This is a genomic window from Streptomyces sp. NPDC001515 (genome assembly GCF_053597115.1).
Map to the genome: position 1 here is coordinate 186746 of NZ_JBSFHN010000011.1, position 22798 is coordinate 209543.

General features: G+C 73.0%; 22 protein-coding genes. 9 read left to right on the top strand and 13 right to left on the bottom strand.

The features are described 5' to 3' along the window. The gene (locus tag ACWCXC_RS14635; RefSeq protein WP_450680119.1) at window positions 1-819 is read left to right on the top strand and encodes an isoprenyl transferase; all 819 of its coding nucleotides are present in this window, start codon (window positions 1-3) and stop codon (window positions 817-819) included. A 59-nt stretch (window positions 820-878) separates the two neighbouring features. On the opposite strand, the gene ACWCXC_RS14640 is transcribed toward ACWCXC_RS14635, so the two are convergent. The 4 genes from ACWCXC_RS14640 to ACWCXC_RS14655 form a co-directional block, all read right to left on the bottom strand. Further along, window positions 879-1313 (bottom strand): Fur family transcriptional regulator, encoded by a 435-nt coding sequence (locus tag ACWCXC_RS14640; RefSeq protein WP_450680118.1) that lies wholly within the window; start codon window positions 1311-1313, stop codon window positions 879-881. A 65-nt stretch (window positions 1314-1378) separates the two neighbouring features. Next, window positions 1379-2272: a metal ABC transporter permease gene (locus ACWCXC_RS14645; protein ID WP_450888932.1), complete on the bottom strand. Its 894-nt coding sequence runs from the start codon at window positions 2270-2272 to the stop codon at window positions 1379-1381. A 2-nt stretch (window positions 2273-2274) separates the two neighbouring features. Continuing rightward, window positions 2275-3057, bottom strand: a complete 783-nt coding sequence (locus tag ACWCXC_RS14650) for a metal ABC transporter ATP-binding protein (protein ID WP_450680226.1) — start codon at window positions 3055-3057, stop codon at window positions 2275-2277. Between the two features lie 41 nt (window positions 3058-3098). Beyond that, a complete protein-coding gene (locus tag ACWCXC_RS14655; RefSeq protein ID WP_450680116.1) occupies window positions 3099-4052 on the bottom strand; it encodes a metal ABC transporter substrate-binding protein in 954 nt (317 codons plus the stop codon). Between the two features lie 155 nt (window positions 4053-4207). Between ACWCXC_RS14655 and ACWCXC_RS14660 the strand changes: the two genes are divergently transcribed. Both ACWCXC_RS14660 and ACWCXC_RS14665 read left to right on the top strand, forming a co-directional pair. Continuing rightward, window positions 4208-5590 carry a glycine--tRNA ligase gene (locus ACWCXC_RS14660; protein ID WP_450888934.1) on the top strand — a complete coding sequence of 461 codons (1383 nt, stop codon included), beginning with the start codon at window positions 4208-4210 and terminating at the stop codon, window positions 5588-5590. Window positions 5591-5810: 220 nt separating this feature from the next. Further along, complete coding sequence (locus ACWCXC_RS14665; protein ID WP_450888936.1) at window positions 5811-6053, top strand: DUF6243 family protein; 243 nt, start codon at window positions 5811-5813, stop codon at window positions 6051-6053. Between the two features lie 63 nt (window positions 6054-6116). On the opposite strand, the gene ACWCXC_RS14670 is transcribed toward ACWCXC_RS14665, so the two are convergent. Next, entirely contained in the window at window positions 6117-6317 is a 201-nt protein-coding gene (locus ACWCXC_RS14670) for a hypothetical protein (protein ID WP_450888938.1), read from the bottom strand. A 210-nt stretch (window positions 6318-6527) separates the two neighbouring features. On the opposite strand from ACWCXC_RS14670, the gene ACWCXC_RS14675 reads away from it, so the two are divergent. Beyond that, window positions 6528-7490: a LysR substrate-binding domain-containing protein gene (locus ACWCXC_RS14675; protein ID WP_450680112.1), complete on the top strand. Its 963-nt coding sequence runs from the start codon at window positions 6528-6530 to the stop codon at window positions 7488-7490. 134 nt (window positions 7491-7624) lie between these two features. Here ACWCXC_RS14675 and ACWCXC_RS14680 read toward each other — a convergent pair whose 3' ends face one another. The 5 genes from ACWCXC_RS14680 to ACWCXC_RS14700 all read right to left on the bottom strand — a co-directional run bounded on the left by ACWCXC_RS14680 (window position 7625) and on the right by ACWCXC_RS14700 (window position 12006). Then, on the bottom strand, window positions 7625-8617 hold the full coding sequence (locus ACWCXC_RS14680) for an amidohydrolase family protein (protein ID WP_450680111.1): 993 nt from the start codon (window positions 8615-8617) through the stop codon (window positions 7625-7627). 3 nt (window positions 8618-8620) lie between these two features. Beyond that, window positions 8621-9142, bottom strand: coding sequence for a 3-hydroxyanthranilate 3,4-dioxygenase (locus ACWCXC_RS14685; RefSeq protein ID WP_450680110.1), 522 nt, complete (start codon window positions 9140-9142; stop codon window positions 8621-8623). Beyond that, a complete protein-coding gene (locus ACWCXC_RS14690) occupies window positions 9139-9576 on the bottom strand; it encodes a RidA family protein (protein ID WP_450680109.1) in 438 nt (145 codons plus the stop codon). Before ACWCXC_RS14690 ends, ACWCXC_RS14685 begins: the two co-directional genes overlap by 4 nt. Continuing rightward, window positions 9576-10340: a 2-keto-4-pentenoate hydratase gene (locus ACWCXC_RS14695; protein ID WP_450680108.1), complete on the bottom strand. Its 765-nt coding sequence runs from the start codon at window positions 10338-10340 to the stop codon at window positions 9576-9578. Before ACWCXC_RS14695 ends, ACWCXC_RS14690 begins: the two co-directional genes overlap by 1 nt. A 190-nt stretch (window positions 10341-10530) precedes the next feature. Then, the gene (locus ACWCXC_RS14700) at window positions 10531-12006 is read right to left on the bottom strand and encodes a 2-hydroxymuconic semialdehyde dehydrogenase (RefSeq protein ID WP_450680107.1); all 1476 of its coding nucleotides are present in this window, start codon (window positions 12004-12006) and stop codon (window positions 10531-10533) included. A 351-nt stretch (window positions 12007-12357) separates the two neighbouring features. Between ACWCXC_RS14700 and ACWCXC_RS14705 the strand changes: the two genes are divergently transcribed. Both ACWCXC_RS14705 and ACWCXC_RS14710 read left to right on the top strand, forming a co-directional pair. Next, on the top strand, window positions 12358-13683 hold the full coding sequence (locus ACWCXC_RS14705) for an MFS transporter (protein ID WP_450680106.1): 1326 nt from the start codon (window positions 12358-12360) through the stop codon (window positions 13681-13683). Beyond that, a complete protein-coding gene (locus tag ACWCXC_RS14710) occupies window positions 13680-14879 on the top strand; it encodes a carboxylesterase family protein (protein WP_450888942.1) in 1200 nt (399 codons plus the stop codon). The genes ACWCXC_RS14705 and ACWCXC_RS14710 overlap by 4 nt, the downstream gene beginning before the upstream one ends. A 46-nt stretch (window positions 14880-14925) precedes the next feature. On the opposite strand, the gene ACWCXC_RS14715 is transcribed toward ACWCXC_RS14710, so the two are convergent. The 3 genes from ACWCXC_RS14715 to bla are packed head-to-tail and all read right to left on the bottom strand — an operon-like array spanning window position 14926 to window position 17924. Then, window positions 14926-15459 (bottom strand): helix-turn-helix transcriptional regulator, encoded by a 534-nt coding sequence (locus ACWCXC_RS14715; protein ID WP_450888963.1) that lies wholly within the window; start codon window positions 15457-15459, stop codon window positions 14926-14928. Further along, window positions 15456-16958, bottom strand: a complete 1503-nt coding sequence (locus ACWCXC_RS14720; RefSeq protein ID WP_450888944.1) for an MFS transporter — start codon at window positions 16956-16958, stop codon at window positions 15456-15458. Before ACWCXC_RS14720 ends, ACWCXC_RS14715 begins: the two co-directional genes overlap by 4 nt. Window positions 16959-16973: 15 nt before the next feature. Next, window positions 16974-17924 carry a class A beta-lactamase gene (gene bla, locus ACWCXC_RS14725; protein WP_450888946.1) on the bottom strand — a complete coding sequence of 317 codons (951 nt, stop codon included), beginning with the start codon at window positions 17922-17924 and terminating at the stop codon, window positions 16974-16976. 133 nt (window positions 17925-18057) lie between these two features. On the opposite strand from bla, the gene dusB reads away from it, so the two are divergent. The 3 genes from dusB to ACWCXC_RS14740 all read left to right on the top strand — a co-directional run bounded on the left by dusB (window position 18058) and on the right by ACWCXC_RS14740 (window position 22784). Continuing rightward, entirely contained in the window at window positions 18058-19206 is a 1149-nt protein-coding gene (dusB, locus tag ACWCXC_RS14730; RefSeq protein ID WP_450888948.1) for a tRNA dihydrouridine synthase DusB, read from the top strand. 90 nt (window positions 19207-19296) lie between these two features. Further along, on the top strand, window positions 19297-20541 hold the full coding sequence (locus ACWCXC_RS14735; protein ID WP_450683934.1) for a hypothetical protein: 1245 nt from the start codon (window positions 19297-19299) through the stop codon (window positions 20539-20541). Next, the gene (locus ACWCXC_RS14740; protein ID WP_450888950.1) at window positions 20538-22784 is read left to right on the top strand and encodes a VMAP-C domain-containing protein; all 2247 of its coding nucleotides are present in this window, start codon (window positions 20538-20540) and stop codon (window positions 22782-22784) included. Before ACWCXC_RS14735 ends, ACWCXC_RS14740 begins: the two co-directional genes overlap by 4 nt. Window positions 22785-22798 lie beyond the last annotated feature (14 nt).

The window sequence follows — 22798 nt, forward strand, 5'->3', positions numbered from 1 at the left end:
ATGGCAGTACGCGGAATCCTCGGTGGACGGAACCGGCACGAGTACAAGACCCCCGAGCCGCACCCCTCCGGTGCCGTGCCCCCGAAGATCCCCGGTGAACTGGTGCCCCAGCACGTCGCCGTGGTGATGGACGGCAACGGCCGCTGGGCCAAGGAGCGGGGGCTGCCGCGTACCGAGGGCCACAAGGTCGGCGAGGGCGTCGTCATGGACGTCCTCAAGGGCTGCATCGAGATGGGCGTCAAGAACCTCTCGCTGTACGCCTTCTCCACCGAGAACTGGAAGCGGTCCCCGGAAGAGGTGAAGTTCCTCATGAACTTCAACCGGGACGTCATCCGCCGCCGCCGCGACGAGATGGACGAGCTGGGCATCCGCATCCGCTGGGTGGGCCGCATGCCCAAGCTGTGGAAGTCCGTCGTCCAGGAGCTCCAGGTCGCCCAGGAGCAGACCAAGGACAACGACCGGATGACGCTGTACTTCTGCGTCAACTACGGAGGCCGGGCCGAGATCGCGGACGCGGCGCAGCGGATCGCGCAGGACGTGGCGGCCGGGAAGCTCGACCCCGCGAAGGTCAACGAGAAGACCTTCGCGAAGTACATCTACTACCCGGACATGCCGGACGTCGATCTGTTCGTGCGCCCCAGCGGCGAGCAGCGCACCTCCAACTACCTGATCTGGCAGAGCGCGTACGCCGAGATGGTCTTCCAGGACGTGCTGTGGCCGGACTTCGACCGCCGGGATCTGTGGCGGGCCTGTCTGGAGTACGCCCAGCGCGACCGCCGCTTCGGCGGGGCCGAGGAGGTGGCCCCCTCCGGGAGCTGAGCACGGGACGGCCCCCGGGGGGACCGCCCCCGGGGCCCGGAGCGTCCGGCCGGACGCTCTCAGTCCTGCGCGTTCGCGCAGTCGGCGCAGGTGCCGAAGATCTCCACCGTGTGCGCCACGTTCACGAAGCCGTGCTGGGCGGCGATGGTCTCGGACCACTGCTCGACGGCCGGGCCCTCGACCTCGACGGCCTTGCCGCAGACCCGGCACACCAGATGGTGGTGGTGGTCGCCGGTCGAGCAGCGCCGGTAGACGGACTCGCCGTCGGTGGTGCGCAGCACATCGACCTCGCCCGCGTCGGCGAGGGACTGGAGCGTGCGGTAGACGGTGGTCAGCCCGACCGAGTCGCCCCGGTGCTTGAGGACGTCGTGCAGCTCCTGCGCGCTGCGGAACTCGTCCACCTCGTCGAGCGCGGCCGCCACCGCGGCCCGCTGCCGGGTCGACCGGCCGCGGACCGGGGCCGCGTTCGTTCCACTGATCGGCGCTGTCGCCACAGCGGCCTCCTCGTGTCGCCCGTACGTGTGTCGGGCCATTGTGCCAGTCCGCCCCGGGGGTGCGGTCAGACGCGCACGTCGTCCGTCGCCGGGCGGGTGGCCGGTACCTCCAGGGTGCACCGGCTGTCGGCCGCCTCGCGCCGCCGGGCCCGGCTTCTGGCCAGCGGGGCGGCGAGCAGGGTCATGCCGACGAAGACCGCGATGGCCATCAGCACGATCGTCGCGCCGGGCGGCACGTCCTGGTAGTACGAGGTGACCGTGCCGGCCAGGGTCACCACGACCCCGGTGACGACCGCGAGCACGAAGGTCAGCCGGAACGAGCGGGCGAGCTGCTGCGCCGCCGCGACCGGGACCACCATCAGGGCGCTGACCAGCAGCAGTCCCACGACCCGCATGGCGACGGTGACGGTGACCGCGGCGGTGACCGCGACCAGCAGGTTCAGCAGCCGCACCGGCAGCCCGGTGACCCGGGCGAACTCCTCGTCCTGGCTGACGGCGAACAGCTGCCTGCGCAGCCCCACCGTCACCAGCAGCACGAACGCCGCCAGGATCGCGATCGCGGTGATGTCCTCGGGGGCGACCGTGGAGAGCGAGCCGAAGAGGTACGAGGTGAGGTTGGCGTTCGACCCGGTGTCCGAGAGGTTGATCAGCAGGACACCGCCGGCCATGCCCCCGTAGAAGAGCATCGCCAGCGCGATGTCGCCCCGGGTGCGGCCGTACCAGCGGATCAGTTCCATGGTGACCGCGCCCGCGACGGCGACGGCGGTGGCCATCCAGACCGGGCTGGTGGAGAGCAGGAAGCCGAGGCCGACGCCGGTCATCGCGATGTGGCCGATGCCGTCGCCCATGAGGGCCTGGCGGCGCTGCACGAGATAGACGCCGACGGCGGGGGCGATCACGCCGACCAGGACGGCGGCGATCAGCGCCCGCTGCATGAAGGGAGGGGTGAGGAATTCCATGGTCAGCTCAGCAGTCCCGTCCGGACGGGCTCGGAGGCCGCGTGGGGGTGTACGTGGTCGTGGCCGGGCAGGGCGTGCTGCCCCACGGCCTTCGGGGGCGGTCCGTCGTGCAGCACGCAGCCGTCGCGCAGCACCACGGCCCGGTCGATCAGGGGCTCCAGCGGGCCCAGCTCGTGCAGGACGAGCAGCACGGTGGTGCCGGCCGCGACCTGTTCGCGCAGGGTGGCGGCGAGGATCTCCTGGCTGGCCAGGTCGACGCCGGCCATCGGCTCGTCCATGATCAGCAGTTCGGGTTCGGCGGCGAGCGCGCGGGCGATCAGGACCCGCTGGTGCTGTCCGCCGGAGAGCGCGTCGACGGAGTCGCGGGCGCGGTCGGTGAGGCCGACGAGCGCGATGGCGCGGTCGACGGCGTCCCGGTCGGCCCTGCGGAGCAGCCCGAGCCGGGTGCGGGAGAGCCGGCCGGAGGAGACGACCTCGCGGATCGTGGCGGGCACGCCGCCGGCGGCGGTGGTGCGCTGCGGTACGTAGCCGACGCGCGCCCAGTCGCGGAAGCGGCGCAGCGGGGTGCCGAAGAGTTCGACGGTGCCGCCGGTCAGCGGGACCTGGCCGATGACGGAGCGGACGGCGGTGGACTTGCCGGAGCCGTTGGCGCCGAGCAGGGCGACGACCTCGCCCCGGCGCACGGTCAGGTCGATGCCGCGCAGCACGGGGCGTGCTCCGAGGGTGGCGGTGGCGTCGCGTACGGCGATCACGGGGTCGGGTGCGGTGCTGCGGGGCTCGGACATGAGCGCCTCCGGTGCGGCTGCGGGGTGCGGGTGGTCGGTGCTCACGCGGTGCCGAGCGCCTTCTGGAGGGCGGCGAGGTTGGACTCCATGACCTCGACGTAGTCGGTGCCCCGGGACGCGCCGGTGATCCCCTCCAGCGGGTCCAGGACGTCGGTGCGCAGCCCGGTGTCCCGGGCGACGGTCTTCGCCGTCTTGTCGCTGGCCAGGGTCTCGAAGAACACGGTGGTGACCTTCTTCTCCCGGGCGATCGTGTGCAGGTCGCTGATCCGGGCGGGGCTGGGCTCGGCCTCGGGGTCGATGCCGGCGATGCCCTCCTGGGTGAGCCCGTAGCGCTCGGCGAGGTAGCCGAAGGCGGAGTGGGTGGTGATGAAGGTCTTGGTGGCGGTCTTCGCCAGGCCCTGCTTGAACGCGGTGTCCAGGGCGCCGAGCCGGGTGACCAGGGCGTCGGTGTTCCTGCGGTAGTCCGCGGCGTGCTCGGGGTCGGTCTTCTCCAGGGACTTGCCGACGCCCCGGGCGACCTCGGCGTACTTCACCGGGTCCAGCCAGACGTGGGGGTCGGCGCCGGCCTCGTCGCCGTGGTGCTCGTGGCCGTGCTCCTCGCCGCCGACCTCGGCGCCGTGGTCCTCCAGGGAGGTCAGCGTGGCGGCGTCCAGCGTGTGCGTGGACTCGGAGAGCTTGATCGCGTCGTCCACGGCGGGCTGGAGGCCCTTGAGATAGAGGATGAAGTCCGCGCTGCTGAGGCGGCCCACCTCGCGCGGGCTCAGCTCCAGGTCGTGGGGTTCCACGCCGGGCTTGGTGAGCGTGGTGACCGAGACGTGGTCGCCGCCTATCCGCTCGGCCAGGAACTGCATCGGATAGAAGGACGCCACCACGTTCAGCCGGTCGCCGTTCTTCCGGTCGGCGGCGTCGGACGCGGAGCAGGCGGTGAGGGCGGTGAGGCCGAGGACGACTGCTCCCGCGACGGCCGGTGCGGGTATGAGACGGCGTATGTTCATGACAGTCATTTTCAACAAAAGTGGAAACGATTGTCAACAAGGGGTCCGGTCCGGTCCCCGGGCGGTCCGTGCCGATACCGATTTGATCGAAGGGGCGGGCCCGCCGGTAACCTGAGTGCTTCTCCGTTCGTCGCCGTCGTAATGAAGAGAGCACCGTGGCCGCCGACAAGATCGACTCCATCGTCAGCCTGAGCAAGCGCCGTGGCTTCGTTTTCCCCTGCAGTGAGATCTACGGTGGTCAGAAGGCCGCCTGGGACTACGGGCCGCTGGGCGTTGAGCTCAAGGAGAACCTCAAGCGCCAGTGGTGGCGTTACATGGTCACTTCGCGCGAGGACGTGGTCGGACTCGACTCGTCGGTCATCCTGGCGCCCGAGGTGTGGGTGGCCTCCGGCCACGTCGCCACCTTCTCCGACCCGCTGACCGAGTGCACCTCCTGCCACAAGCGCTTCCGCGCGGACCACCTGGAGGAGCAGTACGAGGAGAAGCACGGCAAGCCGCCGGTCAACGGCCTCGCCGACCTCAACTGCCCGAACTGCGGCAACAAGGGCACCTTCACCGAGCCCAAGCAGTTCTCCGGTCTGCTCTCCACGCACCTCGGCCCCACCCAGGACACCGGCTCGGTCGCCTACCTGCGCCCCGAGACCGCCCAGGGCATCTTCACCAACTTCTCCCTGGTGCAGACCGCCGCGCGCAAGAAGCCGCCGTTCGGCATCGCCCAGATGGGCAAGTCCTTCCGGAACGAGATCACCCCGGGCAACTTCATCTTCCGCACCCGCGAGTTCGAGCAGATGGAGATGGAGTTCTTCGTCAAGCCGGGCGAGGACGAGAAGTGGCACGAGTACTGGATGGAGCAGCGCTGGAACTGGTACACCGGCCTCGGCCTGCGCGAGGAGAACATGCGGTGGTACGAGCACCCGAAGGAGAAGCTCTCCCACTACTCCAAGCGCACCGCTGACATCGAGTACCGCTTCCGCTTCGGCGGCAGCGAGTGGGGCGAGCTGGAGGGCGTCGCCAACCGCACGGACTACGACCTCAAGGCGCACTCCCAGGCATCGGGCACCGACCTCGTCTTCTACGACCAGGAGGCCAACGAGCGCTGGACCCCCTACGTCATCGAGCCGGCGGCCGGTGTCGGCCGCTCGATGCTGGCCTTCCTCCTGGACGCCTACATCGAGGACGAGGCGCCCAACGCCAAGGGCGTCATGGAGAAGCGCACCGTGATGCGGCTCGACCCGCGCCTGGCCCCGGTCAAGGTCGCGGTGCTGCCGCTCTCCCGCAACGCGCAGCTCTCGCCGAAGGCCAAGGGCCTCGCGGCCGACCTGCGGCAGAACTGGAACATCGAGTTCGACGACGCCGGCGCCATCGGCCGCCGCTACCGCCGCCAGGACGAGATCGGCACCCCGTTCTGCGTCACCGTCGACTTCGACACCCTCGACGACAACGCGGTGACCGTCCGCGAGCGCGACACTATGAAGCAGGAGCGCGTCTCCCTGGACCAGATCCAGGCCTACCTCGGCGCCCGCCTCCTCGGCTGCTGACACCGCGCACCCGACGCCCCCGGCCCCGTACGGAGCCGGGGGCTCCGCGCGTCCGGGGGGCGAAAATGCGGTGACCCGCCCGGCCTGGGCGGGTACGGTGCCCTCATGTCTTCGTTCTTCCAGATCTACGAGTGAGAGCGCGGCGGGTCCGCGCACCCGCCGCCCACCGGATCGATCCAGGGTCTGTCGAGACCTCACTTCACCATGCATGGGAGAACCCGTGGCCAAGAGCCGTAACAACCTTCTCGGCGTCGGCGGACAGCGCAAGAAGCTGTCCCGCGCCGACCAGCAGGGCACCGGCCCCGCACGCGACGCCGACCGCAGGACGGCCGCCGAGCAGAAGCAGGACCTGCTGCGCCGCATGCGCGAACGCGCCGGTGCCCCGCAGCCCGACGCCCCCGCCGCCGAGGAGCCGGCCGCCGCGCCGGAGGCCCCGGAGCAGGAGCCGTCCGCCCAGGACTGACCGCAGGGCCGTGGGCCCGGAGCGCCTCGTGGCGTTCCGGGCCCACCGTCATGTCCGCCCGCGTCAGACGGCGACGCTCCCGGCGGGACCGACCGGGAACCAGCCGTTCGGGTCGACAGGGAACCAGCCCGCCGGGGTCGCGGTGGCGTGCGAGGCGGAGGCGGTGGGCGGGGAGGCGGCCGTTGCTGCGGGAGCGACGGCGCCGCCCGCCACGAGGAGTGCCGCCGTGGCGGCCAGTCCGGCAAGGGCGTGCTTGATCTTCATCGGGTTCCCCTGTTCGTGTCGGGCTCGGACGTCTCCGTGCCGGTGGTGATCCCGGCTCGCGGCCCCCCGTTGCTCCGGTGACTCCCGCGAACCGGGTGGTTCCAGCATCGGACGGCGGTCCCGGGCTGTCCTTGACCGTCGGTGACGGATGGCTTGACCAGCGGTCACCTCCCGGCGGCCGGTCCGGAAGGGCTCCGTTAGGGTCGGGCCGTGGAGATTCCCCGCCTGCTCGACGGCCGGCTCAAGATGCGGCACCTGCTGCTGGTGGACGCGCTGTCCCGGCAGGGATCGGTCGTGGCGGCGGCCGCCGAGCTGCACACCACCCAGCCGGCGGCGACCCGGAGCCTGCACGAGGTGGAGGACATCCTCGGCGTCGCGCTGTTCGAGCGCGGCCCGCGCGGGGTCCGCGCGACCGTGTTCGGCGAGGCGTTCACCCAGCACGCGCGCGCCGTCCTCGCCCAGCTCGCCCAGGCCGGGCGGCATGTCGTGGAGCTGGCCGACGCGGACCGGGGGACCGTCGTCGTGGGTACGCATCTGGCCGGGTCCAACATCCTGCTGCCGAGGGCCGTGGCCGAGCTGAAGCGCGACCACCCCTTCCTCACCGTGGTCGTGCGCGAGGCATCGCCGGAAGACCTGCTGCTGGACCTCGAAGCCGGGCGGGTGGACCTCATCGTGGGACGGCTGACCGCCTCCTCCGGCGAGGGCCTGATCCGGCGCCCGCTGTACGACGAGTCGGTCGGGCTGGTCGTCCGGGCCGGCCATGCGCTGGCCGCCTCGCCCGGAGGCGTCGCGCTCGCCGACACCCTCGGCTTCCCCTGGATCCTGCCCGGCACGCAGACCGTGCTCCGCCGCGAGGTCGAGGAGCTGTTCGCGCTGCACGGCCTCGGCCTGCCGCGCAACCGGGTGGAGGCCACCTCCTTCCTGACCGTGCGCCAGCTGCTGCTGGAGACCGATGTGGTGGCCGTCCTGCCCAGCTCCTTGATCCGGGACGACGGACGGCTGGTCGAGGTGCCGGTGCCGATGGACCGCATCGGGCACCGGGTGGGCCTGACCCTGTCGGCGGACCGCACGCTCAGCCCCTCCGCGCACGCCCTGCTGCGGAGCCTGGAGGAGGCCGCCCGGGGTCTGACGGCAGAACCCCCGGACCCGCGGGGGAGCGGACCGGGGGTCTGAGGACTCGGGCATACGGCCGAGGGCGAGCCGACGGCCTGCGAGCGGCAGGCCTGAGGGCTCGGGCACACGCACACGGCCCGAGGGCGAGCGCGAATGACCTGACGGCGAGCGGGAGGCCCCGGGGCGAGCGGGAATCAGAGCCCGAGGTAGCGTTCCGCGTTCGCCCGGGTGATCTTGTGCCGTGCCGTCTCGTCGAGCGTACGGCTCGTGCGGACCACCGCGCCCGCCGGACGCTCGCCCAGCGGGTACGGGTAGTCGCTGCCGACCATGACGTGGTCCTCGCCGACCGTGTCCACCAGCAGCCGCAACGCGCGCTCGTCGAAGACGACGGAGTCCACGGAGAACCGGCCCAGATAGTGCGAGGGCGGGTACTGCGAGGTGCCGATGACGTCGTTGCGCCCGTACCAGGCGTTCTCCATCCGGCCCAGCCAGAAGGCGAACGAACCGCCGCCGTGGGCGAAGCAGATCTTCAGGCGCTCGTCGATGCGGTCGAACGCGCCGCCCAGGATCAGCGCGAGGATCGACAGATGGGTCTCCGCCGGCATCGCCGTCAGCCAGCGCGCCATCCACCGGTCGAGCCGGGGCGAGGAGTCCATGTCCCAGGGGTGGACGAACACCGGCACGTCGAGCGAGGCGCAGTGCTGGAGGAAGGTGACGACGCCCTCGCTGTCCAGGTCCCGGTCACCGACGTGGTTGCCGATCTCCACGCCCCGGTGGCCGGCGGCGACGGCCCGCTCCAGCTCCCGGCACGCGGCGTCCGGGTCCTGGAGGGGGACCTGGCAGAACGGGATCAGCCGGTCCGGGGCCGGGGCGGTGATCTCCAGGGCCAGATCGTTGAAGATCCGGGCGATCTTCGCGGCCTCGGCGCCGCTGCGGCCGTAGGAGAAGAACGCCGGGGTGGGGGAGACCACCTGGGCGCGCACCCCGTCCGCGTCCATGTCCCGCAGCCGGGTCCCGGCGTCCCAGCAGTCCGCCTGGATCCGGCGGAACTCCGAGGAGCCGGTCATGATCACGGCCTCGGCCTCGGACTCGATCCGCAGCCAGGGGGCGTCCGGCCCGCCGAGGGCCGTCAGATCGGGCCAGCCCTTCGGCACGTAATGGGTGTGGACGTCGATCAGATCCGCCACGGGTCAGCCCTTCCCGGGGTGCAGGGCCCCGCACCGGGAGCAGCTCCGGGCCCGCTCGTCTCCGTAGAACCGCTCGAAGACCGGCGGCAGATCGGCGACGATGTCGCGGACCTGGAGCTCCACCTCGTGCACGGGCGCGGAGCAGGCGGGGCAGAACCACAGGAACTTCTCCAGGGTGCCCTCCTCGCGGACCCGCTCGATCACCAGGCCGATGGAGTCGGGGTCGGGGCGCTGCGGGGAGTGCGGGACATTGCCCGGCAGCAGCCACGCCCGGCCCTCCTTGATGTGCACGGTCCGCGGTCCGTCGTCGGTCATCAGGTTGACGTGCATGTCCCCCTTGACCTGGTAGAACCACTCCTCGTACGGGTCCACGTGGAAGTCGGTGCGCTGGTTGGGCCCGCCGACGATCTGCACGATGAAGTCGTTCCCGAGGGACATGGTGCGGTTGTTCACCGGGGGCTTCAGCAGGTGGGCGTGGGCGTCGATCCAGCCCTGGAAGTCGATGACCTCGGGGATGTCCGTCACGATGTCTCCTTCGCGGTGGCGGCGGCCGGCAGATGGGCCACGGCCTGGATCTCGATGAGCAGATGGGGATGGGGGAGCTGGTGCACGGCGACGGTGGTCCTGGCCGGACCGTTCTCGTCGAAGTACCGGCCGTAGACCTCGTTGTAGCCGCCGAAGTCGTTCATGGAGACCAGATAGGACGTGACCTGGACGACGTCGGAGAGCGAGCCGCCGGCCTCGGCGAGGATCCCGCCGATGTTCTCGATGACGGCGCGGGTCTGCGCGCGGATGTCGAGGTCGGTGGTGCCCAGCTCGTCCGTGGCCACCCCTTCGAAGGTGTTGTCGGGCCGCCGGGAACTGGTGCCGGAGACGAAGACGAGGTCGCCGGCCCGCCGGTAGTGCGGGAACCGGCCGCGCGGGCGCGCCTTGCCGGGGATGACGCGTGCCTGGTCCATCAGACGCCCCTCACGCCGACCCGGCCGAGGCCGTCGACCTCGCAGGTGATCACTCCGGGCCCCAGGGGGACCGCCTCGGTCGCCGCCCCCGCCAGCACGACCTCGCCCGCGCGCAGCGGGACGCGCCGCCGCCGGGCCAGGTCGAGCAGGGCGTGCAGGGCGTTGACCGGGGCGCCGAGAATGGCCGCGGTCGTCCCCCGTACCTCGCGTCCCGCGCCGTGCAGCCGTACGGCGCGGTCGGAGACGTCCTCGACCGGGCGCCACGGGCCGATGGCGTACCCCGCCGCCGAGGTGTTGTCCGCGACCACGTCCTCGTAGGTGAAACGGAAGTCGCGGTAGCGGGAGTCGATGATCTCCAGGGCGGGTGCGACGGCGTCCACGCAGGCGACGATGTCGGCACCGGGATCGTCCGGGTCCACGTCGCGGCCCAGCCGGAACGCCACCTCGGGTTCCACCTTCGGGTGGATGAACCGGGCCAGCTCCACCGTGCCGCCGTCCGCCACGCACATGGCGTCGGTCAGCCGGCCGACGATGATCTCGGAGACCCCCATCTGCTCCATCTTGGCCTTGCTGGTGAACCCCAGCTTGACGCCGGTGAGGCGTTCGCCGCGTCCCTGCCGCAGGGCGAGGAGCGCCGCCTGCACGGCGTAGGCGTCCTCGACGGACAGGGTGTGCGTGTCCGCGAGGCTGAGGGTGTCCGTCACGGTGCTCTGAGCGGTGTGGAGCCGTTCGGCCAGTGCCCGGACCGTCTCTTCGGGGATCATCGGCTGCCTCCTTCGCCGGGGCGCGCGGGGGATGCGCAGGGGGTGGGGCGCACGCCGGGCACGGGGGCCCGGCCGGTGCGGTGGGCGTGGTCGCCCATGGTCACGTCCTTCCGGCCGCCCTCGTGGGGGCGGCCTGCTCGGTGGGGGGCACGGAGGCCGGGGAGCGGGGCCGGCGGGTGCGCGGGCGCCGTCACAGGTGCACGCACACATTGGTCGGCTCGGTGTAGAAGTGCAGCGAGGACGCACCGCCCTCGCGGCCCAGACCGGAGAGGCCGACACCGCCGAAGGGCGAGCGCAGATCGCGCAGGAACCAGGTGTTGACCCAGGACATGCCGACGTTCATGGCCTGCGCCACCCGGTGCCCGCGCCGCAGGTCGCGGGTCCACACGGAGGCCGCCAGTCCGTAGTCGGTGTCGTTGGCCAGGGCGACGGCCTCGTCCTCCGTGTCGAACGGGATCAGGGCGGCGACGGGCCCGAAGATCTCCTCGCGCACCGGGCGGTCGGCGTGCGTCAGCCCCGTCCACAGCGTCGGCTCGATCCACGATCCGCCGTCCAGCTCCGAGCCGAGCACGGGGGTGCCGCCGCCGGTGAGAACCTTCGCACCCGACTGCCGGGCGAGGTCCAGATAGCCGCGCACCTTCTCCCGGTGGGCCTGCGAGATGAGCGGCCCCGTGGTGGTCGCCGGGTCCTGCGGACGGCCCAGGCGCAGCGAGCGCGCCCGCTCGACCAGGCCGTCGGCGACATCCGCGAAGACCGACCGGTGGACGTAGACCCGCTCGGTGCACAGGCAGACCTGGCCGGTGTTGGTGAACACCGAACGGGTCAGACCGTCCAGCGTCTCGTCGAGGTCGGCGTCGGGGAAGACGAGCGCGGCGTTCTTGCCGCCCAGTTCGAAGGAGACGGGGCGTACGCGCGGCGCCACGGCCCTCATCACCTGGGCGCCGGTCGCGGAGGAGCCGGTGAAGGTGACGCCGTCGATGCCGGGGTGCGCGGTGAGGAACTCCCCGGCCGAGCCGCCGCCGAAGCCGTGCACGACGTTGTACGCCCCGGCCGGGAGCCCCGCGTCGGCCAGCACCTCGGCGAGCAGGGCCGCCGTGCCGGGCGTCTCCTCGCTGGGCTTGACCACGACGGTGTTGCCGCAGGCCAGCGCCGGGGCGACCTTCCAGGTGAGCAGGAGGAGCGGGAGGTTCCAGGGGACGATGACGGCAACCACCCCGAGGGGCTTGCGGACCGCGTAGTTGAGGGCGTGCCGGCCGCCCGGCAGATCGGTCAGGAAGGATTCCTGGCCGGCGGCCGCGACGACGTCGGCGAACGTACGGAAGTTGGCGACGGCCCTGGCCACGTCCAGGTCGCGGGCGAGTGCCACGGGCTTGCCGGTGTCGGCGACCTCGGCGGCCACGAACGCGTCGAACCGCTCCTCGATCAGGTCGGCCGCCCGGCGCAGGACCTCGGTCCGCTCCCGTACGGGCGTCGCCGACCAGGGCCCGAGCGCGCTGCGCGCCGCCGTGACGGCGCGGTCGACCAGAGGCGCGTCGGCCTCGTGGACGCGGGCGTGGGCGAGGCCCGTGGCCGGGTCCGTCGCGTCGAAGCCCTTGCCGCCGTCGTCGGGGTCGATGAAGCGTCCATCGACGAAGTTGCGGATCCACCGCGGAGTCTGTGCCGTCATGGTCTCCACCCTGGGAGCGGGGAGCCATGACCACAAATGACGTTTCGCGCATCAGGTATGCCGACTTCGGTATGGCGGCCCGGGTGGTCTTCCCCGCGCCCCGCCGTTCATGCCCCGCGTCCCGGCGTTTGCCCTGTGCCTCGGCGTCCCGGAGGTCAAGCCCGGCGCCCGGCGGCCCGGTTCATGGCCCGCGCCCCGGCTGCCCGGTTCCTGCCCGTGGCGTTCGGTCCCCCGGTATACCCGCGCCGCTATAGCTCCGGGACGAACCGGCATTTGTCCGCCTCCGCCGAGGGGCCCAGGATCCACCGAAAGCGCGGGCTCCCCCCGCGTCCCCAGCAGACGAGGTGATCCATGAGCGACGCGGACCGTTCCACGGGCGCGAGCAGAACGGCGCTTGCCACGCTTCTCGGAACGACACTGGAGTGGTACGACTTCTTCCTGTACGGCACGGCCGCCGCCCTCATCTTCGACAAGCAGTTCTTCCCCGATCTGAGCCCGGCGGCGGGCACCCTGGCCGCCTTCTCCACCCTCGCGGTCGGCTTCGTCGCCCGGCCGCTCGGCGGTCTGGTCTTCGGCCACTTCGGCGACCGGCTCGGACGCCGGTCGACGCTGGTGGTGTCGCTGGTGATGATGGGGATCGGCTCCACCCTCATCGGCGCGGTGCCCAGTTACGACACGATCGGCATCTGGGCCCCGGTCCTCCTGGTCCTCCTGCGGGTCGTCCAGGGCATCGGCCTCGGCGGGGAGGGCGCCGGCGCCACCCTGATGTCGATGGAGCACGCGCCCGAGGGGCGGCGGAACCTGTACGCGGGCTTCCCGCAGATGGGGACCCCGGCCGGACTGGTCCTGGCGAACATGATCTTCCTCGCGACCAACTCGCTCGCCGGACACGCGGCGTTCACCGCCTGGGCCTGGCGCATCCCGTTCCTGCTGAGCTTCGTCCTGGTGGGTGTCGGACTGGTCGTCCGGCTGCGCGTCACCGAATCGCCGTCCTTCGACCGGGCCCGGCAGGAGGACGAGGTCGTCCGCTTCCCGCTGGCCGAGGCGGTGCGCACCGGACTGCCGAGGCTGGTCGTCACCCTGCTCGCCGTGGTGGCGAACTCCGCGGTGGCCTACGTCTTCATGGTCTTCACGCTGTCCTACGGCACCAAGCACCTCGGCTTCGACCAGCGGTTCCTGGTGCTCGGGGTGAGCGGGGCAGCCGTGCTCTGGTTCCTCTCGATCCCCGTGTGGACCGTGGTCGCCGACCGCAGGGGGCGCCGCACGCTCTTCATCGGCGGCTCGGTCGCCATCCTGCTGTGGTGCGCGGTGTTCTTCCCGCTGCTCGACACCGGGGACCGCCTTCCGGCGCTGCTCGCGCTCGCCGGCATGGGCCTGATCATCCCGGTGACCCACTGCGTCCAGGGCGCGATCATCGCCGACACCTTCCCCGTGCGCGTGCGCTACTCCGGGACCTCCCTGATCCTTCAGATCGGCGCGGTCCTCGGCGGCGGGCTGGCCCCCATGATCTCCAGTGCACTCCTCGGGTCGGGCGGGTCGTCGACCGGTGTGACCTGGTATCTGGTGGGCATGTGCGCCCTCAGCCTCGTCGGAGCGGTGGCGCTGTTCCGTATGGTTCCGGAGAGCCCCGCCGCCCCGGCCCGGCGACTCGTCCCCGAACCCGCAGGTGAGGCATGAACACTCCGCGTACGGTCCGCAGCGGCCCCTTCCGGTACGCCACGGCCGCGCGCTTCGCCCGACCCGTGCCGGCCGGGGGCCCCTCGTCCGGCGCGGTCTGCCCCCAGCCGGTCTCCCGCCTCGAAGCGCTGATGGGCCCGCCCCCGGGCAGCCACCCGCGGAGCGAGGACTGCCTCCACCTCACGGTCACCGCCCCCGCCGCCCCCTCGGCGGGGCGCCGGCCCGTCCTCGTGTGGTTCCACGGCGGCGGGTTCAGCAGCGGCGCGGGCATCCTCGACTGGTACGACGGAAGCTCCCTCGCCGCCGAGCAGGACGTCGTCGTGGTCAGCGCCAACTACCGGCTCGGCGCGCTCGGCTATCTCGTCCACGACGGGGTCAGCGAGGGCAACCTCGGGCTGTACGACCAGGTGGAGGCGTTGCGCTGGGTCCGGGACCACATCGCGGACCACGGCGGCGACCCGGGCAACGTCACGGTCTTCGGCCAGTCGGCCGGAGCCCTGTCCGCCCTGCTGCTCCTGGAGATGCCCGAGACCCGCACCCTGCTGCGCCGGGTGATCCTCCAGAGCCCGCCGCTGTCCCTGCTCACCCGCACCCCGGCCGAGGCCCGCGCGACCGGAAGGATCTTCGCCGCGCACCTCGGCGTCGACCCCCGCACCGCCCCGCCGGACGCCCTGCTCGCCGCCCAGGCGCGCACGGCGGCCGACCACCGGCAGCGGTCCGGGAACTTCCTGGAACCGCCGTTCGGACCGGTGGGCGGCATCGCGCCGCTGCCCGTCGGCCCCGGCCGCCCGGAACCCTTCGGCGACCACGCCCCGGACGTGCTGTACGGCTGGAACGCCGACGACATGTCCGCCTTCCCCGAGGGCCCCTCCGACAGCGGCGGCACCGCCGCACGGACCCGGCGCGTGTACGGGGAACCGCTGCGGGGGCTGCGCGAGCGGCTGGAGCGCCGGGGCGCCCGCGTCCACGGATACCGGCTGGACTGGCGGCCGTCCGGCTCGCCCCACGGCGCCACCCACTGCGTCGAGATCCCCCTGCTCCTCGGCTCGGCCGAGGCGTGGCGGCACGCGCCGATGCTGGGCGCCCTCTCCTGGCCGGAGGTCGACGCGGTGGGCCGGGGCGTCCGCGCGGCCTGGGCCGCCTTCGCCCGCACCGGGGACCCGGGCCCGCTGCCCGCACCGCTCGTCGCCCTGTAGGGCCGACGCGACGGGCGTCACCTCGCGGAAGGGCGGGCGGCGGGCGTCAGTTCCCCGCCGGGAGCCCCGGTGGGAGGCCCGGCCGGGGGCCCGGCGGGACATGGCGGTAGTCCCGGGGGGACATGCCGTACGCCGTGCGGAAGCTGCGGGTGAAGGTCGAGTGGTCCTTGAAGCCCCGGCGCGTGGCGATCTGGTGCACGGCCATTTCGCGCAGCGCGGGATCGCGCAGGTCGCGGCCGGCGTACGTCAGGCGCAGACCTCGGATCCAGGCCGCGAGCGTGGTGCCCCGGGTGTGGAAGAGGCGGTGCAGATGGCCGACCGAGAGATGGTGGGCGCCCGCGACGACGCGCGGGGACAGCTCCGGATCGTGCAGCCGCTGCCGGACGAACGCCTCGATGCTCAGCAGCAGGGCGCCCCGCCCCGAAGGGTCCTCCGGGTCCGTTCGCTCGTCGAGGTGGTGGGTGACCCCCGCCCGGTCCGGCGTTCCCGTGCCGACGCCCCGGCTCGCCCGCGTGCGGGGCCACCGGGCCGTGCGGGCGGGCGGGCCTTCGCCGTGAGCGCGTGGGCCGTCGGGCCTCAGCCCCGGGCGCGTGCCGAGGACGGCCGTTCCCGCGCGCTTGAGGGGGCCGGGGTGGCCGACGCGGCCCCCTCCAGCCGTTCGGCGGTCCGGCGGGCCGTCGCCAGGGCCCGGCGTCCGCTGCTCACCAGGCCGACCAGCAGGACGCAGACCCCGCAGCCGGTGATGATCCACCAGGCGGGCCGGCTCACGGCCACGAAGTCGGCCGCCGGAACGCGTCCGTCCGAAGTGCGCGCGGCGGTCGTTCCGGCCGCCAGGACCGCCCCGATCACGGCGACCCCCAGGGTCTGCCCGATCTGCCGGCTGGTCGAGGCGACGGCGGCGGCCACGCCCGCCTGGGCGCGGGGCATCCCGGAGACGGCGGTGTTGGTGATCGGCGCGTTCACCGCGCCGAAGCCGATGCCGAAGACGACGTACGCGGTGAACATCGACGCCGTGCCGGTCTCCGCGTCGAAGGCCGCGAACATCAGCCCGCCCACCGCCATGCCGATCCCCGCCACCAGCAGCGGCAGACGCGGCCCCCGGGCGGCGACGACCCGCCCCGAGAGCGGGGGCAGCACACAGACCATGACGGCCATCGGCAGCATGTGGAGCCCGGCGTCCAGGGCGCTCAGGCCCCGGACGTCCTGGAGGTAGAGGGTGGTGACGAAGAGGAAGCCGCCGAGGGCCGCGAAGGCGCTGACCGCGATGACGGTCGCCCCGCTGAACGGGGCGCTGTGGAAGAAGCGCAGGTCGATCAGGGGGTCGGCACGCCTCGGCTCGTACACCACCAGACCGGCCAGGGCACCCGCCGAGACGGCCGCGAAGAGCAGGATCTCCGGCGAGGCCCAGCCCTTCTGGGGCGCCTCGATGATCGCGTATGTGAGCGCGCCGAGCAGCGCGACGACCAGCAACTGGCCCACCGGGTCCGGGCGGCGGGCCCGGGGGGCGCGGGACTCCGGGACGAAACGCCAGGTCAGCAGCAACGCGGCGAGGCCGACCGGCAGATTGATCCAGAAGATCGACCGCCAGCCGACCGCGTCGACCAGGACCCCGCCCACCAGCGGGCCCGCCGCCATGGAGACGCCGACGACACCGCCCCACACCCCGATCGCGCGGGCCCGCTCACGCGGGTCGGTGAAGGTGTTGGTGATGATCGACATCGCCACGGGGTTGAGCATGGAGCCGCCGACGGCCTGCACCATGCGGAAGACGATGAGCGCGTCCAGGCTGGACGCGAGCGAGCAGAGCGCCGATCCGGCGGTGAAGAGGACCAGCCCGGCCATGAAGACCTTGCGGCGGCCGATCCGGTCGGCGGTGGAGCCGGCGAGCATGAGCAGGGAGGCCAGGACGAGCGTGTAGGCGTCGATCGTCCACTGCATTCCTGAGACGCTGGCGTCCAGGTCCTGGCGCATGGCGGGCAGGGCGACGTTCAGGACGGTGACGTCGAGGCTGACGATCAGCAGACTCATGCAGCAGATCGCGAGCACGAGCATCCGTCCCCGGTGGCTGAGCTCGGGCATGCATGGATAGTACGCCTAACTAACGACCTCTGCCGCCAGGATGCCGGCGACCGCCGCCACCAGGGGATGGTCTCCCGCCGCGTCCGCGTCGGGCTTGGTCGTCAGCACCACCAGCACCACCGGAACCCCCTCGGGCGTCCAGGCGACGCCCGCGTCGTTGCAACTTCCGTACGCACCGCCACCCGTCTTGTCCGCGACCGTCCACTCCGGGGGCAGCCCGGCCCGGAACCGCGTGCCGCTGGTCCGGCAGTTCAGCAGCCAGCCGGTCAGCTGCTCCCGGTCGCGCGGCTCCAGGACGCCCCCGAGGACGAGCCGGGCGTAGGTGCGGGCGAGCGCGGCGGGGGTGGTGGTGTCCGTGCGCCGTCCGGGCTCGGCCGAGTTGAGCTTCGGCTCCCAGCGGTCGAGCCGGGTCACCGGATCCCCGATGGAGCGGGCGAAGCGGGTGACCGCGTGCGGCCCGCCGAGTTCGCGCAGCAGCAGATTGGCGGCCGTGTTGTCGCTGTCGCAGATCGCCGCGTCGCACAGCTCGGCGATCGTCATCCCGCTCGCCAGGTGCTCCTGGGTGCAGGTGACGTTGGAGTCCGCGACGCAGTCCGCCTCCGTGTACCGCACGAGGCGGCCCAGCACCTCGCCGTCCCGGTCCAGGTCCCGCAGCACCGCCGCCGCCGCGAGCGTCTTGAACGTGGACAGCACCGGGAACCGCTCGTCGGCCCGGTGGCGCACGGACTTCCCGGTGGCCAGGTTGCACGCGTACGCGCCGACGCGGGCGCCGTGGACCCGCTCCAGCTCCCGCAGCCGGGCCGTCGCGGACGCGGAGCCGCGGGCGGCGGCCTGCGCGGGCCGAGCGAGGAGCAACGCGCCGGTCGCGGAGGCGCCGCCGAGCGCGAGCAGCCCGCGCCGGGTGGGAGCCGCGCCGCCGGCGCGGCGCGGGAGAGCTGTCAGGTCTAAGCGTGTCCGAGAGGTCATGGTTCTCCTTCGTGGGCCGGCGTCCCTCGCCGTTTCCTCCACGCTACGACGAGGGTCCGACAACAGCGGGCAACCCCCTCCCCCGGACCCACCGCCACCGGAGCAGTTCCGCCGGTACGCGACAATGGAGGGCATGACCACGCTCGCCCCCTCCTCCCCGCTGCTCCGCGTCGGCCCGCACACCGTGCGGCCGCCGGTGGTGCTGGCCCCCATGGCCGGGATCACCAACGCACCCTTCCGCACCCTGTGCCGGGAGTTCTCGGGTGGCAAGGGGCTGTTCGTCAGCGAGATGATCACCACCCGGGCGCTGGTCGAGCGCAACGAGAAGACCATGCAGCTCATCCACTTCGACGCGAGCGAGACCCCGCGCTCGATCCAGCTGTACGGAGTGGACCCGGTCACCGTCGGCAAGGCCGTCCGCATGATCGTCGACGAGGACCTCGCCGACCACATCGACCTGAACTTCGGCTGCCCGGTCCCCAAGGTCACCCGCAAGGGCGGCGGCTCGGCCCTCCCGTACAAGCGGCCCCTGCTGCGCGCGATCCTCCGCGAGGCCGTCTCCGAGGCCGGGGACCTCCCCGTCACGATCAAGATGCGCAAGGGCATCGACGACGACCACCTCACCTTCCTGGACGCCGGCCGGATCGCCGTCGAGGAGGGCGTCACCGCCGTCGCCCTGCACGGCAGGACCACCGCCCAGCACTACGGAGGCACGGCCGACTGGGACGCCATCGCCCGCCTCAAGGAGCACGTCCCCGAGATCCCCGTCCTCGGCAACGGCGACATCTGGTGCGCCGACGACGCGCTGCGCATGATGCGCGAGACCGGCTGCGACGGCGTGGTCGTGGGCCGGGGCTGCCTCGGCCGCCCCTGGCTCTTCGGTGATCTGGTCGCCGCCTTCGAGGGCACGGCGGCCCGGCAGGCCCCGTCGCTGCGCACCGTCGCCGACGTCATGCTGCGCCACGCCACGCTGCTGGGGGAGTGGATCGGCGACGAGGCGCGCGGCGTGATCGACTTCCGCAAGCACGTCGCCTGGTATCTGAAGGGCTTCGCCGTCGGCTCCGAGATGCGCAAGAAGCTGGCGGTCACCTCCTCCCTGGAGGAGCTGGGCTCCCAGCTCCAGGAACTGGACCTGGACCAGCCCTGGCCCGACGGCGCGGACGGCCCGCGCGGTCGCACGTCGGGCAACAACCGCGTGGCGCTCCCGGACGGCTGGCTGAAGGACCCCTACGACTGCGCGGGCGTGAGCGCCGACGCCGAGCTGGACACCTCCGGCGGCTGACGCCGCCCGCCCCGACCACTGTCCCCGACTCCGGGATTGACGGCCCGTCCGTTCGTTAGAATGCGTGACTCGGCCACAGTGGGGGATCGCGTGACGAGCGTTGTCTTTGTGCACGGAACGGGCGTACGGGAGGACTCGTACCGCACGTCCTATCGGCGGGTGGCGCGCGGACTCGCGCGGGTGCGGCCAGAGGTGAAGCTCGTGCCCTGCTACTGGGGCGACACCTACGGCGCCCACCTCGCGCTGGGCGGTGCCAGCTTCCCGGAACGGGAACAGGACCGGGCCCTTCCCGGGGCCGGCGCGGACGATCCGCTCGCCGTGTGGGCGCTGCTCGAACAGGACCCGTTCGCGGAGATCGAACTGCTCGCGGACGGCGCCGGCGAGGACGAGGGCGTCGGCTTCGCGCCCGGCCGCACCGACCCGTGGGACGCCCTCGCCGGACGGGTGCGCGCCCTCGCCGAGACCGGCCCGGTCATGGACGCGACGGACGCGACCGGCACGACCGACGACGGTGACGCCGCCGCGCTCGCCGAGGAGCTGGGCCCCCGGCTGGCCGACGCCGCCCTGCGCGTGGCCGAGGAGCTGTCGCTGCGCCTGTCCGGCACCGCCCCGGGCCGCGACGCCGAGGCGATGGCCGCCCGCGCGGTCGTCGCGCTGGCCACCCGGCTGACCGAGCACGCCGAGGACGCCGAGGAACCGCTGCCGGTGGACGGCGCGGACCGCGACGCCCTGGTCCGGGTCGTCACCGACCGCCTCGGCGGCACCGACCGCGGCCTCAAGGGCGCCGCGTCCTGGGTCGGCGGCCGGCTGCTCGGCGACCCTCTCCTCTGGGTCTCCTCGCCCGCCGTCCAGATGGGGCGCCGCCGGATGACCGGCAAGATCCTCCCCGGCAGCGGCGACATCCTGCGCTACCAGGGCCGGGGCACCGGACTGCGCACCCGGATCGCCGACACCGTCGCGCTGACCAGGGAGCGCGAGGGCGGCCCCGTCGTCCTGCTCGCCCACAGCCTCGGCGGCATCGCCTCCTTCGACCTGCTGGCCATGGAGCCCGCCCACGGCGTGGACCTGCTGATCACGGTCGGCTCGCAGGCCCCGTTCCTCTACGAGATCGACGCGCTGGCCGGACTGCGGCGCGGCGATCCGCTGCCCGACGCGTTCCCGCGCTGGATCAACGTCTACGACCGCAGGGACCTGCTCGGGTTCGTCGGGGAGCGGGTGTTCCCCGGCCGCGTCACCGATGTGCGGGTCAATCTGCGCCAGCCCTTCCCCCGCTCCCACACCGGCTATTTCGCGCACCACGGCCTCTACGAGCGCATAGCGGCCGAGCTGCCGTGAGGCCCGCCGGGCACGACTGGCGGCGCACCCACGCGGTCGTCGTCGCGGTCGAGCGGTACGCGAGCCGGGGGCACGGCTGGGACCTGGACGGACCGGTGCAGGATGCCGCGCGCATGATGCGCTGGCTCCGCGACCGGGGCGTCCCCGAGGAACGCATGCACCTGTTGGCCTCGCCCCTGGACGAGAACGCGTGGCTGCTCGCCGACTTCCCGGGGGTCCGGCGCACCACGGCGGACCGCATGCACGTCCGCCGTGTCTTCCGGGACGAACTGAAGACCATCGACGCCGACTGGCTCTGGGTGTACTGGGCCGGCCACGGGGTCCAGGCCGGGCACAACCGCTGGAGCCTGCTCTACCCGGAGTCCCGCGACGGCGATCCGCAGGGGGTGAACGCGGACAACCTGATTTCCCTGCTGCGCACCGACCATCTGCCGGGCCGTGCCGCCAGGAGGGCCGTGGTCGTCCTGGACGCCTGCCGGTCGACGATGACCTCCGGTGAGCGGGCCCTGGCCTCCGACCCCGACGAGCTGACGGACAGGCCGGAGTCCCACGTCACCCGTCCGATGTTCGTGATGCGGGCGTCAAGGCCCGGCGAGGCCGCCAAGTCCGTTCACGGGGCGGGGCTCTTCACCTCACGGCTGATGCGCGAACTGGAGGAGGGCGCGCCGCTGGACTCCGCCGCCGCCCCCGACCTCGACGGGGTGTGGCAGCGGCTCCGGACCCACTTCGAAGAGCTGGAGGCGCGCAACGGCGCCGGTCAGGTCCCGACGCTGCAGTGCCGCAACTGGAAGAACGACGACGACGAATACGTACCCGGAGCCGTGCCGGCCGCCCCGCCCGCCGATCCGGACCCCGCGCGCGACCGGCTGGCCCTGCTGGTCCGCGCCGTGCTCGCCGACGACGGCCCCGCGCTGGCCCGGACCGCCTACGGACTCGGTGCCGAACTGGGCACACCGCTGCCCTGCGACCTGTCCGCCGTCGACGCCGCCGCCCTGGTCGACTGGGCGCTGACCCGCCCGCACGGCACCGCCACCCTGATCCATCTGCTGGCCGCCGCGCCGGGCGGCGTGAGCCGGGCCGATCTGGTGGCCATGCGGGCCGAGGGGCACCGACTGGCCCCCGACCGCTGGCCGTTGTGCGGTGAGTACGAGGCCCTGCTCGACCTCCTGGACGACCGGTCCGCCGAGGAGGTGCGGGAGTTCGCGGACGCGGCCCGCACGGAGGCGGCGGGCACCGACCTCACGGCGACCGCGCCGAGGGACGTCCTCGACCACCTGGAGTCCCTCCTCCCCGACCTGCCCCGGCTGCCCCGGCTGCTGGGCACCGTCGAACGGGCCGCCGCGACCGCCGGCGATCCCGCGTACGCCGAGGCGCTGCGGGAGTGGTCGGACGCCTGCGCGGCGCGGCTGGGCGGCGTGCTGCCGGCGGTCCTCGCCGACCGGCGCGACACGCTCACCGAACAGGCCGCCGCCGGGGCCGGGGCCGCCGACGCACGCGTGCAGATCCGGCTCTCCGCGCCGTCCGGACCCGCCGGGCAGCGTACGTACCAGGTGTGGACGCACGGGGCCTCGGGCGCGGAGTCCGTCGAGGTCAGGGACGTGCCCGTGGAACCGGCCGCGATCGAGCGCGCGGTGGACACGCTGCTGGCCCGGCACGGGCGGGCGCACCGCACCCCGGTGGAGTTCTTCCTGGACGCCCGCGATCTGGAACTCGGCGTCCACCGCTGGAAGATCGGCTCCGACGGCCCCTTCCCGCGCTCCCTGGGCGCCGAGTTCCCGGTCGCCGTCCGCTGCACCGAGCACCGCTCGCCCCAGCGGGAGCACCTCTGGCGCGGCCGCTGGGGCGAGGTGGCCCGCGCCCGGACCGGGGACCTGCACTGGCTCCCCGGCGACCTGCCCACGATGACGGCCGCGCACGGCTGTGTGAGCGCCCGCGAGACCGCGCCGGGCGTCGTCGTGCCGGCGCCCGGCCCGGCCGCCGCCCCGCGCACGGACGTCTTCACCGCCTGTGTCTTCGGCGGCGTCCCCGTGATGGTCTGGTGCGGCCACGGCGAACCGGAGCGCGCGGCGGAGGAGTTGAAGGAACTCCTGACGGACTGTCCGCTGCCGGAACTGCCCGCCCGGTTGCGTAGGCTGCGGGCGGACTGCGACGGCGACGACACGCACCCGCGCGGCGCGCTGGCCCTCCTCTGGGACGACCCGGAACGGCAGCTGCCCCCGCGCCTCGATCTGTCCGCACCATGAGAAGCACGAGACGA